We start from the raw sequence: 12539 nt of genomic DNA, 5'->3' as shown, positions 1-12539 counted from the left end.
TACATGAGTGAAACCCGGACGCGCGAGGTGGCTGCGGGCTAACGGCTCGCCACCACACGATGTGCGGTGCCGGACCAGCGTGTGCTCGAAACACGCAGCCGGCCCAATCCAATGCAGTCACCCGACCCGCGAGCTCGCCGGTACGTCCGGCCGGCTTCTCCGCCGTATGGCGGAGGGACCCGAGCTCGCGGGTCGTCTGCGTTTTCGGGGGCCGGCGAGGGTCAGGGGCTGAGGCGTTCCACGTGCCAGGTGCCGGCGGGGTCGGCGACGTAGCGGAGGCGGTCGTGGAGGCGGTTCTGGCGGCCCTGCCAGAACTCGACCGTCTGGGGGGCGATGCGGAAGCCGCCCCAGTGCGGGGGGACCGGGACCTGTTCGCCCTCGGGGTAGCGGGCGCTCAGCTCCGCGTACGAGGCGTCGAGTTCGGCGCGGGAGTAGATGACCGTGGACTGGGTGCTGGCCCAGGCGCCGAGCTGGGAGCCGTGCGGGCGGGTGCGGAAGTAGGCGGCGGTCTCGTCGCGGCCGGTGCGGCGGGCGGTGCCGGTGACGACGACCTGACGGGCGATGGCGTGCCACGGGAAGACCAGCGAGACGTACGGGTTCGCGGCGAGGTCCTGGGCCTTGCGGGAGTCGTAGTTGGTGTAGAAGACGAAGCCCCGGGTGTCGTACTGCTTCATCAGGACCGTGCGTGAGCTGGGGCGGCCCTCGGCGTCGGCGGTGGCGACGACCATCGCGTTGGGTTCGTAGATCATGCCGTCGGCGGCGGCCCGCGCGGCCTGTTCGAACCAGCGGGTGAACTGGTCCATGGGATGTGCGGCCAGGTCGTGCTCTTCGAATCCCTCGGCCCGGTAGTGCTTGCGCATCGCGGCGGGGTCGAGGATGGGGTCGTCGTCGGAGGCTGCGGCGTCACGATCGGTCACGCGGTCATCTTGCCGCATCGCTCTGTGCGGCACCGGCGGGCGACAGCGGGAGTGGCACTGAGTGCCGCTGGGCTCCCCAACTCTGGCACTCGGAGTTATGGTGCAGTTGCCTCCGCCTACACCCATGAGGAGCCGCCCCATGTCGGACTTCGTACCCGGGCTCGAAGGAGTCGTCGCGTTCGAGACGGAGATCGCCGAACCGGACAAGGAGGGAGGCGCCCTGCGGTACCGGGGCGTCGACATCGAGGATCTGGTCGGGCACGTGTCGTTCGGGAACGTGTGGGGGCTGCTCGTCGACGGGGCGTTCAATCCGGGGCTGCCGCCGGCCGAGCCGTTTCCGATCCCCGTCCATTCGGGTGACATCCGGGTGGACGTACAGTCGGCGCTCGCGATGCTGGCGCCGGTGTGGGGGCTGAAGCCGCTGCTGGACATCGATGCGGACCAGGCACGGGAGGATCTGGCGCGAGCCGCGGTCATGGCGCTGTCGTACGTCGCCCAGTCCGCGCGTGGGCAGGGGCTGGCGATGGTGCCGCAGCGGGAGATCGACAAGGCGCACTCGGTGGTCGAGCGGTTCATGATCCGGTGGCGTGGGGAGCCGGATCCCAAGCATGTGGCGGCCGTGGACGCCTACTGGACCTCGGCTGCCGAGCACGGGATGAACGCGTCCACGTTCACGGCGCGCGTGATCGCCTCGACCGGTGCCGATGTCGCCGCCGCGCTGTCCGGTGCGGTGGGGGCCATGTCGGGGCCGTTGCACGGGGGTGCGCCCTCCCGGGTGCTCGGGATGATCGAGGAGATCGAGCGGACCGGGGACGCGGTGGGGTACGTCAAGCGGGCGCTGGACCGGGGTGAGCGGCTGATGGGGTTCGGGCACCGGGTGTACCGGGCGGAGGACCCGCGGGCGCGGGTGCTGCGGCGGACGGCACGGGAGCTGGGCGCGCCGCGGTTCGAGATCGCGGAGGCGTTGGAGAAGGCGGCGCTGGAGGAGCTGCACAATCGGCGGCCGGACCGGGTGCTGGCCACGAACGTGGAGTTCTGGGCCGCGATCATGCTGGATTTCGCGGAGGTGCCGGCGCACATGTTCACGTCGATGTTCACGTGTGCGCGGACGGCGGGGTGGTCGGCGCACATTCTTGAGCAGAAGCGGACGGGGCGGTTGGTGCGGCCGTCGGCGGAGTATGTGGGGCCGGGGGTGCGGAGGCCTCAGGACGTCGAGGGGTACGGGGATATCGCCCACTGAGGGGGGTGGCCGGGGAGTGCGGGCGGGTGCGGGTCGGTGGGGGCTGGTCGCGCCCGCGCGGCGGAGCCGCAAATCAGATACAGCCCCGCGCCCTTACGGGGCGCTGTCCAGCACCTCGTCCAGTAGTGCCGCCCATTGCTGGACCACCCGCTCCCGCCGCGCTCTGTCGTCCGTCAGGAGGTTCGCCAGGCCCAGGCCCCTCGCCATGTCCAGGAGGCCCTGGACCGTTTCCCGGGCGCCGGGGCGGGTCTCGTCGGCGCCCAGGAGGTCCACGGCGATGCGGTGGGTCTCGCGGCCCACTCGGGCCTCCAGTTCGGTGACCTGGGGGCGGAGCTGGTCCTCGTTGGAGGCGGCGACCCAGAGGTGGAGGGCGGCGCGGAAGAGGGGGCCCGTGTAGAGGGCGACGAGGGCCGAGACGACGGCCCTGCGGTCGCCCGCCGCGCCCTGCGGGAACAGGGCGCGGAGGGCGGTGGAGCGTTCCTCGGCGACGTACTCGACGGCGGCTGTGAAGAGGTCCTCGCGGGTCGGGAAGTGGTGCTGGGCGGCGCCCCGGGAGACGCCGGCGCGTTCGGCGACGACGGTGACCGTGGAGCCCGCCCAGCCGCGCTCGGCGAGGCAGGCCACGGCGGCCTCCAGGAGACGCTGCCGGGTGGCGCGGCTGCGGTCCTGCTTCGGCGCGCGTTCGCTCGTACTCGTACCCGTGCTCACACCCGTGTTCACACCACCCACGCCGCGTCCCGTCGTTCGAGGAAGGCCGTCATCCCCTCGCGGGCCTGGTCGGAGGAGAACAGCCGGGCCGAGAGTGCGGTGAGGGTGGCCGCGTCCCGGTCGAATGTCTCCAGCACCCTAGCCGTGAGCAGCTGTTTCGTCTCGGCCAGGGCCTGGGGGGAGGAGCGGCGGAGGCCGTCGAGGACGGGGGCCAGGGCGGTGTCGACGTCTTCGGCGGTGGTGGTGAGGAGGCCCAGGTGTACGGCCTCGGGCGGGTCGAAGCGTTCGCCGGTGAGGTAGTAGCGGGCCAGGGTGCGGGGGTCGGTGCGCGGGAGGAGGGGAAGGGAGATCACCGCGGGGGCGACGCCGATCCGCACCTCCGTGAAGGCGAAGGTGGACCCGGTGGAGGCGGCCGCGATGTCGCAGGCGGCGAGGAGGCCGAGGCCGCCCGCGCGGACGTGGCCGGTGATGCGGGCGACGACCGGCTTGGGCAGCTCGACGATCTGGCGGAGGAGGCCGACCAGGGTGTCGGGGTGGGGTGGGTCGCGCAGGTCGGCGCCGGCGCAGAAGGTGTTGCCGGTGTGGGTGAGGACGACGGCGCGGACTTCGGGGTCCTTGGCGCAGTCGGTGAGGGCCTCGGCGAGCTCGGCGACGAGGGCGGCGGACAGGGCGTTGCGGGTGGCGGTGGCGTCGAGGCTGAGGGTGGTGACGGCACGCGCGTGTGCCTGTCCGATCAACGTCATGGGCGCTCCTCGGGTCCCGCGGTCTTCGCGAGGGCGCGCAGTTCGCGGCGGAGTATCTTTCCGGAGGCCGCGCGGGGCACGCCGGTGATGAAGGTGACCTTGCGGACGCGTTTGTAGGGCGCGACGCGTTCGGCGACGTACAGCATGGTCTCGTTCTCGGTGAGGTCGTCGGCGGTGGGCTGGCGGACGACGAAGGCGTGCGGGATCTCGTTGCCGTCGTCGTTGTAGGCGCCGACGACGGCGGCGTCGGCGATGCCCGGGTGGGTGAGCAGGAGGGCCTCCAGTTCGGCGGGGGCCACCTGGAAACCCTTGTACTTGATGAGTTCCTTGACCCGGTCGACGACGTACAGCCAGCCGTCGGCGTCGACATGGCCGACGTCCCCGGTGTGCAGCCAGCCGTCGGTGTCGATCATCTCGGCGGTGGCGTCGGGCCGGCCGAGATAGCCCTTCATGACCTGGGGGCCGCGGATGACGATCTCGCCGGGCTCGCCGACGCCGACGTCCTTGTGCGGGTCGTCCAGCGACACGATCCGCATCTCGGTGCCGGCGATGAGCTTGCCGACCGTGCCGGGCGGCGCCTGGCGCAGGGCGTCGAGGGGGACGATGTGGGTGCCGGGCGACAGTTCCGTCATGCCGTAGCCCTGCGCGACCGGCGGCATGCCCAGGCGCTCGCCGCAGGCCGTGGCGAGCTGGGCGTCCAGGGGGGCGGCGGCGCTCATGACGTACTTCAGGGACGACAGGTCGTACTGCTCGACCAGCGGGTGCTTGGCGAGGGCGAGGACGATCGGCGGGGCGACCCACAGGCCGGTGATGCGGTGGGTCTGGATCGCCGCGAGGAAGGTCTCCAGCTCGAAGCGGGGCAGGACGACGACGGTGGCGCCGTTGCGCAGCGGCGCGTTCATGAGCGCGGTGAGGCCGTAGATGTGGAAGAACGGCAGCACGGCGAGGATGCGGTCGCCGGGGCCGGACGGGACGGGGATCTCCAGCTGGGCGAGGTTGGTGGCGATCTGCCGGTGGGTGAGCATCACGCCCTTGGGGACGCCGGTGGTGCCGGAGGAGTACGGCAGTGCGGCGACGTCCTCGACGGGGTCGATGTCGACCTGGGGCTCGGGCGCTTCACTGGCCAGCATGTCGAGCAGGGAGCGGTGTCCGGTGGCGCTGTCGCAGACGAATACCTCCGCTATGCCGCCGGCGAGTTCGGCGGCCCGGCGGGCGGTCTCCAGCAGCGGCGAGACGGTGACGATCCAGCGGGCGGCGGAGTCCTTGAGCTGTTTGGCGAACTCCTCGGGGGTGGCGAGCGGGTGCACGGTGGTGACCGAGGCGCCCGCGCGCGTGGCCGCGTAGAACGCCGTCGGGAAGGCGACCGTGTTCGGGCTGTGCAGGGCGAGCACGTCGCCCTTGCGGACGCCGGCGTCGGCGAACGCGGCAGCGAGCCGCCGGTGGAACCGGTCCAGTTGTGCGTACGTGAGGGTGGTGCCGTCGTTGCCGTCGATCAGGGCGGGCGCGTCGCCGAACTCGGCGGCTCGGCCCAGCACGGCCTCGTGGATGGGGAGTTCTACGGGCGGAACGTCTGCGTACTCGCTGCGGAACACGGTTCCTCCAAGGCGGCCTAGGGCCTCAGTAAGGCCTCAGTACGGCCTGAGTGTGATCTCAGTACGACTTCGGCAGGCCGAGGGTCTGGTGGGAGACGTAGTTGAGAATCATCTCCCTGCTCACCGGAGCAATACGAGCCACGCGCGCGGCCGTTATCAACGAGGCGAGTCCGAATTCCCGCGTGAGTCCGTTGCCGCCGAGGGTGTGCACGGCCTGGTCGACCGCCTTCACGCATGCCTCGCCCGCCGCGTACTTCGCCATGTTGGCGGCCTCGCCTGCGCCGATGTCATCGCCGGCGTCGTACAGGTGCGCTGCTTTCTGCATCATCAGGCGGGCGAGTTCGAGGTCGATGTGCGCCTGGGCGAGGGGGTGCGCGATGGCCTGGTGGGCGCCGATGGGTGCCTTCCAGACGGTGCGGTCGCGTGCGTACTCGATCGCTTTGGAGAGGGCGTAGCGGCCCATGCCGATCGCGAACGCGGCCGTCATGATGCGCTCCGGGTTGAGGCCGGCGAACAGTTGCAGCAGGCCCGCGTCCTCGTCGCCGACGAGTGCGTCGGCGGGCAGCCGTACGTCGTCCAGGGTCAGCTCGAACTGCTTCTCGGCGGCGCTCAGTTCCATGTCGATGGGGCGCTTCTGGAAGCCCTCGGCGTCCGTCGGGACGATGAACAGGCAGGGCTTGAGGCTGCCGGTGCGGGCGTCTTCGGTGCGGCCGACGATCAGGACGGCGTCGGCCATGTCGACGCCGGAGATGAAGACCTTGCGGCCGGTGAGCAGCCAGTCGCCGGTGTCCGGGTCGCGGCGGGCGGTGGTGGTGATGCGGTGGGAGTTGGAGCCGGCGTCGGGTTCGGTGATGCCGAAGGCCATGAGGCGGGAGCCGTCCGCCAGCGCGGGCAGCCACCGGTTCTTCTGGGCGTCGGTGCCGAAGCGGGCGATCACGGTGCCGCAGATCGCGGGTGAGACGACCAGCATGAGCAACGGGGAACCCGCGGCGCCGAGCTCTTCGAGGACGATGGAGAGTTCGGTGATGCCGCCGCCTCCGCCGCCGTGTTCCTCCGGGAGGTTGACGCCGAGGTAGCCGAGTTTTCCGGCTTCCTGCCAGAGCTCGGTGGGGTGGCCTCCGGCGGCGATCACCGAGGTCATGTAGGTGCGACCGTATTTCTTGCCGAGGGTCGCCACCGCCTCGCGGAGTGCCTTGTGTTCGTCGGTTTCGATTTTGGGGGGCATGGTGGCTCCTTCGCGTGCGGGTTGTGTGTGGCTGGTCGCGCAGTTCCCCGCGCCCCTAAGTTGCTTGCACTACCGCCAGTAGAGAGCCTGGCTCTACTTGTTGTCCGACCACGACCCGCAGTTCGCTCAGCGTGCCCGTGACCGGTGCTGTGATCTGGTGCTGCATCTTCATCGCCTCCAGCCACAGCAGGGGCTGGCCGGCCTCGACCGACGCCCCCTCCTCCAGGCCCTCCGCCATCCGTACGACCGTCCCCGGCATCGGCGCGAGCAGCGAACCCGGTGCCAACTGAGCCTTGGCGTCGGGGAAGCGGGGCAGGGCGGTGAGGGTCGTGTTGTTGACGTGGACCTGGTCGCCATAGCTCGCCACCTCGAACTTGCGGTGTACGCCGTCGATGTCGAGTACGACCAGACGCGCGCCGGCGTGCAAGACCCGTACGCCGTCTGCCGTGAGGCCCTCGCGGGTGTGCCGGTAGTGGACCTCGTGCTCCTCGCCGGCCAGCAGGTAGCGCTTGGTCTGGGGCTGGGAGGGCAGGTTGCGCCAGCCGCCGAAGCGGGAGCGGCCGTGGGCGTCGGCCAGGGCGGCCGCGAGGGGGGCGTGCGGGTCGGGGGCGGGCGCCGTGAGGTGGGTGAGGTGACGGTCGTAGAAACCCGTGTCCATGCGGGCCGTCGCGAACTCCTCGTGGCGCAGGGAGCGGATGAGGAGGTCGCGGTTGGTGGCGGGGCCGTGCAGGGTGGCCTGCTCCAGGGCGTGGGCCAGTTTGCGCAGGGCCTCGGCGCGGGTGGGGGCGTGGGCGACGACTTTCGCGAGCATCGCGTCGTAGTGGACGCCGATCTCGTCGCCGTCGGTGTAGCCGGTGTCCAGGCGGACGCTGTCCGGTACGGCGAGGCGGTGCAGGGTGCCGGTCTGCGGGGCCCAGCCGCGGGCGGGGTCCTCGGCGTAGAGGCGGGCCTCGATCGCGTGGCCACGCGCGCGTGGGGCGTCGAGGGGGAGGGCGTGGCCCTCGGCGACACGGATCTGTTCCGCGACCAGGTCGAGGTCGAAGACGGCCTCGGTGACGGGGTGTTCGACCTGGAGGCGGGTGTTCATCTCCAGGAAGTGCGCCCTGCCGTCGGCGACGAGGAACTCGACGGTGCCCGCGCCGACGTACGCGACGGAGCGGGCGGCGCGTACGGCCAGTGCGTGCAGCTCCTTCACCAGCCCCTCGGGGAGGCCGGGTGCCGGTGCTTCCTCGATGACCTTCTGGTGCCTGCGCTGGAGTGAGCAGTCGCGGGTGCCGAGCGGCCACACCGTGCCGTGGGTGTCGGCGAGGATCTGCACCTCGACGTGTCGGCCGCGTTCGATGTAGGGCTCGACGAAGACCTCGCCGTCGCCGAAGGCGCTGGTGGCCTCGGCGCGTGCGCCCTCCAGCGCGGCGCTCAGCTCGTCGAGGCGGCGCACGATGCGCATGCCGCGCCCGCCGCCGCCGGCGGCCGCCTTGACCAGCACCGGCAGGTCGGACTCGGCCACCTCGCCCAGGGGTGCGATCCCCATCAGTTCCTTGGCGCGGGTCTTGGACGCCATCGCATCGATGGCCTCCGGGGGCGGCCCGATCCAGACCAGGCCGGCGTCGAGGACGGCGCGTGCGAAGTCGGCGTTCTCGGAGAGGAAGCCGTACCCGGGGTGCACGGCGTCCGCGCCGGCGCTCACGGCGGCCTTCACCACCAGGTCGGCGCGCAGGTAGGTGTCGGCGGGTGTCGCGCCCGGCAGCCGTACGGCGGTGTCGGCCACGCGCGCGTGCAGCGCGTTCTCGTCGGCGTCCGAGTGCACGGCGACCGTGCGGATGCCGAGTTCGGCGCAGGTGCGGAAGATCCGGCAGGCGATCTCGCCGCGGTTGGCGACGAGCAGGGTCGAAATCACGTGATCCCTCACATCCGGAAGACGCCGAAGCCGCCCCGCGCGCCTTCGTAGGGGGCGGTGTGGATGGCGGACAGGCACAGGCCGAGGACGGTGCGGGTGTCGCGCGGGTCGATGACGCCGTCGTCGTACAGCCGCCCGGACAGGAACTTGGGCAGCGACTCGGACTCGATCTGCTGCTCGACCATGGCGCGCAGGGCCGCGTCGCCGTCCTCGTCGTACGGCTGGCCCTTCGCGGCGGCCGACTGGCGGGCGACGATCGAGAGGACACCGGCGAGCTGCTGCGGGCCCATCACGGCCGACTTGGCGCTGGGCCAGGCGAACAGGAAGCGGGGGTCGTAGGCGCGTCCGCACATGCCGTAGTGCCCGGCGCCGTAGGAGGCGCCCATGAGGACGGAGAGGTGCGGGACGCGGCTGTTGCTGACCGCGTTGATCATCATGGCGCCGTGTTTGATGATGCCGCCCTGCTCGTACTCCTTGCCGACCATGTAGCCGGTGGTGTTGTGGAGGAAGAGGAGGGGGATGTCGCGCTGGTTGGCGAGCTGGATGAACTGGGCGGCCTTCTGGGACTCCTGGCTGAACAGCACGCCCTGCGCGTTCGCCAGGATGCCGACCGGGTAGCCGTGCAGGCTCGCCCAGCCGGTGGCGAGGCTGGTGCCGTACAGCGGCTTGAACTCGTCGAAGTCGGAGGCGTCGACCAGGCGGGCGATCACCTCGCGCGGGTCGAAGGGGATCTTCAGGTCGCCGGGGACGATGCCCAGAAGCTCGTCGGCCGCATACTTGGGCGGTTCGGTGGGGCCGGGGTCGGGGTGGGCCTTGCGGTGGTTGAGGCGGGCCACCACGCGCCGGGCCTGCCGGAGCGCGTCCGGTTCGTCGACGGCGAAGTAGTCGGCGAGGCCCGACACACGCGCGTGCATCTCCGCGCCGCCCAGCGACTCGTCGTCGCTCTCCTCGCCGGTGGCCATCTTCACCAGGGGCGGTCCGCCGAGGAAGACCTTGGCGCGCTCCTTGACCATGATCACGTGGTCGGACATGCCGGGGATGTAGGCGCCGCCGGCGGTGGAGTTGCCGAAGACGACGGCGATGGTGGGGATGCCTGCGGCCGAGAGCCGGGTGAGGTCCCGGAAGATGGCGCCTCCGGGGATGAATATCTCCTTCTGGGACGGCAGATCGGCACCTCCCGACTCGACCAGGCTGATGCAGGGCAGCCGGTTGGCGAGGGCGATGTCGTTGGCGCGCAGGGCCTTCTTCAGTGACCAGGGGTTGCTGGCGCCGCCGCGCACGGTCGGGTCGTTGGCGGTGATCAGGCACTCCACGCCTTCGACGGTCCCGATGCCGGTGACCAGCGAGGCGCCGACGGCGTAGTCGCTGCCCCAGGCGGCCAGCGGGGACAGCTCCAGGAAGGGCGTGTCGGGGTCGAGGAGGAGTTCGATGCGCTCGCGGGCCAGGAGCTTGCCGCGCCCCCGATGCCGTTCGACGTACTTCGCGCCGCCGCCCGCGAGGGCCTTGGTGTGCTCGGCCTCCAGGTCGGTGAGCTTGGCGAGCATGGCGTCGCGGTTCGCCCGGAAGTCGGGGGTGTTCGTGTCGAGGGTGGTCTCGATGACCGTCACAGCAGGGCCTCCGGGATGTCCAGGTGGCGGGAGCGGAGCCATTCGCCGAGGGCCTTGGCCTGGGGGTCGAATCGGTGTTGGGCGGCCACCCCCTCGCCGAGCACGCCCTCGACGGTGAAGTTGACGGCGCGGAGGTTGGGGAGGATGTGCCGGGTGACCGTCAACTCGGCGGTCTCGGGGAGCAGGCGGCGGAAGGTGTCGGCGGTCAGGGCGTGCGCGAGCCAGCGCCAGGCCTCGTCCGAGCGCGCCCAGACGCCGACATTGGCGTTGCCGCCCTTGTCGCCGCTGCGGGCCCCGGCGACGAGCCCGAGGGGTGCCCGCCGGGTGGGACCACCGGCCGGGTACGGCTCGGGCAGCGGTGGTTCGGGCGGGTCCTGGAGTACGAGGGTGTCCTGGGCCGGCGGCACGGGGATCCGTCGCCCGTCATGGAGGACGGCCACATGGGGCACCTCGCCCTGGGGGACGTACACATCCTCGAAGACGCCATAGGGGGCGCCCTTCCCCGGTGGTGCGAGCACATGGAAGCCGGGGTAGCTGGCGAGGGCCAGTTCCACGGCGGCCGCGCTAAGCGCCCGGCCGACGGTCTCCTGATCCCGGTCCCGTACGACGAGCCGGAGCAGCGCGCTGGCGGTCTCCTCGGTGTCCGCGTCGGGGCGGTCGGTGCGGACCAGCTCCCAGCGGACCCCGGACGGCGGGGACTTGGCGAGCGCGTCGGCCATCTGGTCCCGCACCAGGGCTGCCTTCGCCTCGATGTCGAGCCCGGTGAGCACGAAGACGACCTCGTTGCGGAAGCCGCCCAGCCGGTTGCGGCCGACCTTGAGGGTGGGGGGCGGTGCCTCGCCTCGTACGCCCTCGATCCGCACCCGGTCCGGGCCGTCCTGGCTCAGCCGGACGCTGTCCAGGCGGGCGGTGACGTCGGGGCCCGCGTACCGGGCGCCGCCGGTCTCGTACAGCAGCTGGGCGGTGACCGTGCCGACGTCGACGAAGCCGCCGGTGCCGGGGTGCTTGGTGATGACGCAGCTGCCGTCCTCGTGGAGTTCGGCTAGCGGGAAGCCGGGACGTCGGACGTCGCGGCCCGCTCCCGCTCCGGCTCCTGCTCCTGCTCCTGCTCCCGCTTCGGCGAAGAACGCGTAGTTGCCGCCGGTGGCCTGGGTACCGCACTCCAGGACGTGCCCGGCGACGACGGCGCCCGCGAGCCTGTCGTACTCCCTGGCCGGCCAGCCGAAGTGGGCGGCGGCGGGGCCGGTGACCAGGGCCGCGTCGGTGACCCGGCCGGTGACCACGATGTCGGCGCCGGCCCGCAGGCATTCGGCGATCCCGAAGCCGCCGAGGTAGGCGTGGGCAGCGAGGCTGCCGGGGTGGGCGGCGGTCAGGTCGTCGCCCTCCACATGTGCGACGCGCACAGGTATCCCGAGCCGGTCGGCCAGCTGCCGTACGGCACCGGCGAGTCCGGCCGGGTTCAGGCCGCCGGCGTTGGTGACGATCCGCACGCCCCGCTCGTGGGCCAGGCCCAGGCAGTCCTCCAGCTGGCGCAGGAAGGTACGGGCGTATCCGGCGGCGGGGTCCTTGAGGCGGTCGCGGCCCAGGATGAGCATGGTCAGCTCGGCGAGGTAGTCGCCGGTGAGGACGTCGAGTTCGCCGCCGGTGAGCATCTCGCGCAGCGCGTCGAAGCGGTCGCCGTAGAAGCCGGAGGCGTTGCCTATGCGCAGGGTCACGGGGTGCCGCCCTTCGGGGTGCGGCCGGGGCCGGGCGGGCCCGCGAAGGCCTGGGCGACGTCCAGCCAGCGGTCGGCGTCCGGGCCGACGGCTTCGAGGACGAGGTCGGCGCGGTGGGCGCGCTGGGTGACCAGGAGACAGAAGTCGAGGGCCGGTCCGGTGACGCGGTCGTCGGCGTCACCGGGACCGTACGTCCACAGCTCGCCGGACGGGGCGGTCAGTTCGACGCGGAACTCCTCGAACGGCACGGGCAGTCCGTGCACGCCGAAGGCGAAGTCGCGGGTGCGGACGCCGAGCCGGGCGATGTGCCGGAGCCGGTCGGTGGGGGTGCGGGTCACACCCAGCGCGTCCGCGATGTCCAGGCCGTGCGCCCAGGTCTCCATCAGCCGGGCGGTGGCCATGGAGGCGACCGACATAGGGGGGCCGTACCAGGGGAACCGTGCCCGCACGGGTGCCGCGCGCAGCGCCTGGTCCAGGGCCTCGCGCCCGGCACGCCAGTCCGCCAGCAACTGGGCGGGGGGCTTGGCGGCGCCGTCCTCCGCCCCGTTGTCCACGAAGTCCCCGGGTGCGGTCAGCGCCTTCTCGACCTCACGGGCGAAGGCGTCCTGATCGGTCACGGCCAGCAGCGAGGAGTGGTCGGTCCAGGCGAGGTGGGCGATCTGGTGGGCGACGGTCCAGCGGGGCGCGGGCGTGGCAAGAGCCCACTGCTCGGGCGTCAACTCGGCCACCAGCCGGTCGAGTTCCGCACTCTCCTCACGCAGGTCGTCGATGACGGGCGTCGGATCGGACATGGGGAGGAGCATGGCAGCGACCCCGGAAACAATCAAGCATGCTTGCATGAATTTGGCGGAGCCGTGGCCCGGAGCGCGGGCCCGCCGCCCCGGGGCGGCGCTCC

The 12539-nt window shown here is 71.8% G+C and carries 10 protein-coding genes; 1 reads left to right on the top strand and 9 read right to left on the bottom strand.

Features of this window, described 5'->3' with window-relative positions:
* Nucleotides 1-221: 221 nt before the first annotated feature.
* On the bottom strand, nucleotides 222-935 hold the full coding sequence (gene pdxH / locus ACFWPS_RS04895) for a pyridoxamine 5'-phosphate oxidase (protein WP_383700977.1): 714 nt from the start codon (nucleotides 933-935) through the stop codon (nucleotides 222-224).
* A 121-nt stretch (nucleotides 936-1056) separates the two neighbouring features.
* Here pdxH and ACFWPS_RS04890 point away from each other — a divergent pair, with 121 nt between their 5' ends.
* Nucleotides 1057-2157, top strand: a complete 1101-nt coding sequence (locus ACFWPS_RS04890; protein WP_383700974.1) for a citrate synthase 2 — start codon at nucleotides 1057-1059, stop codon at nucleotides 2155-2157.
* A gap of 93 nt (nucleotides 2158-2250) precedes the next feature.
* Here the strand turns inward: ACFWPS_RS04890 and ACFWPS_RS04885 are convergent, their stop codons facing one another.
* Genes ACFWPS_RS04885 through ACFWPS_RS04850 form a run of 8 tightly spaced genes read right to left on the bottom strand, consistent with a single transcriptional unit; the run spans nucleotide 2251 to nucleotide 12435 of the window.
* Nucleotides 2251-2865: a TetR/AcrR family transcriptional regulator gene (locus ACFWPS_RS04885; RefSeq protein WP_383700971.1), complete on the bottom strand. Its 615-nt coding sequence runs from the start codon at nucleotides 2863-2865 to the stop codon at nucleotides 2251-2253.
* 8 nt (nucleotides 2866-2873) lie between these two features.
* Nucleotides 2874-3608, bottom strand: coding sequence for an enoyl-CoA hydratase family protein (locus ACFWPS_RS04880; RefSeq protein ID WP_383700968.1), 735 nt, complete (start codon nucleotides 3606-3608; stop codon nucleotides 2874-2876).
* The gene (locus tag ACFWPS_RS04875; protein ID WP_383700965.1) at nucleotides 3605-5200 is read right to left on the bottom strand and encodes a 4-coumarate--CoA ligase family protein; all 1596 of its coding nucleotides are present in this window, start codon (nucleotides 5198-5200) and stop codon (nucleotides 3605-3607) included. The genes ACFWPS_RS04880 and ACFWPS_RS04875 overlap by 4 nt, the downstream gene beginning before the upstream one ends.
* Nucleotides 5201-5258: 58 nt before the next feature.
* Nucleotides 5259-6425, bottom strand: coding sequence for an acyl-CoA dehydrogenase family protein (locus tag ACFWPS_RS04870; RefSeq protein ID WP_383700962.1), 1167 nt, complete (start codon nucleotides 6423-6425; stop codon nucleotides 5259-5261).
* A gap of 55 nt (nucleotides 6426-6480) precedes the next feature.
* Complete coding sequence (locus ACFWPS_RS04865) at nucleotides 6481-8322, bottom strand: biotin carboxylase N-terminal domain-containing protein (RefSeq protein ID WP_383700959.1); 1842 nt, start codon at nucleotides 8320-8322, stop codon at nucleotides 6481-6483.
* A gap of 8 nt (nucleotides 8323-8330) precedes the next feature.
* The gene (locus ACFWPS_RS04860) at nucleotides 8331-9929 is read right to left on the bottom strand and encodes an acyl-CoA carboxylase subunit beta (RefSeq protein WP_383700956.1); all 1599 of its coding nucleotides are present in this window, start codon (nucleotides 9927-9929) and stop codon (nucleotides 8331-8333) included.
* On the bottom strand, nucleotides 9926-11644 hold the full coding sequence (locus ACFWPS_RS04855; protein WP_383700953.1) for an acyclic terpene utilization AtuA family protein: 1719 nt from the start codon (nucleotides 11642-11644) through the stop codon (nucleotides 9926-9928). The genes ACFWPS_RS04860 and ACFWPS_RS04855 overlap by 4 nt, the downstream gene beginning before the upstream one ends.
* Nucleotides 11641-12435, bottom strand: a complete 795-nt coding sequence (locus tag ACFWPS_RS04850) for a TIGR03084 family metal-binding protein (RefSeq protein WP_383700950.1) — start codon at nucleotides 12433-12435, stop codon at nucleotides 11641-11643. Before ACFWPS_RS04850 ends, ACFWPS_RS04855 begins: the two co-directional genes overlap by 4 nt.
* Nucleotides 12436-12539 lie beyond the last annotated feature (104 nt).

The sequence above is a fragment of the Streptomyces sp. NPDC058457 genome, from assembly GCF_042720695.1.
Classification (GTDB): domain Bacteria; phylum Actinomycetota; class Actinomycetes; order Streptomycetales; family Streptomycetaceae; genus Streptomyces.
This window is presented reverse-complemented; position numbering and strand designations above follow the sequence as displayed.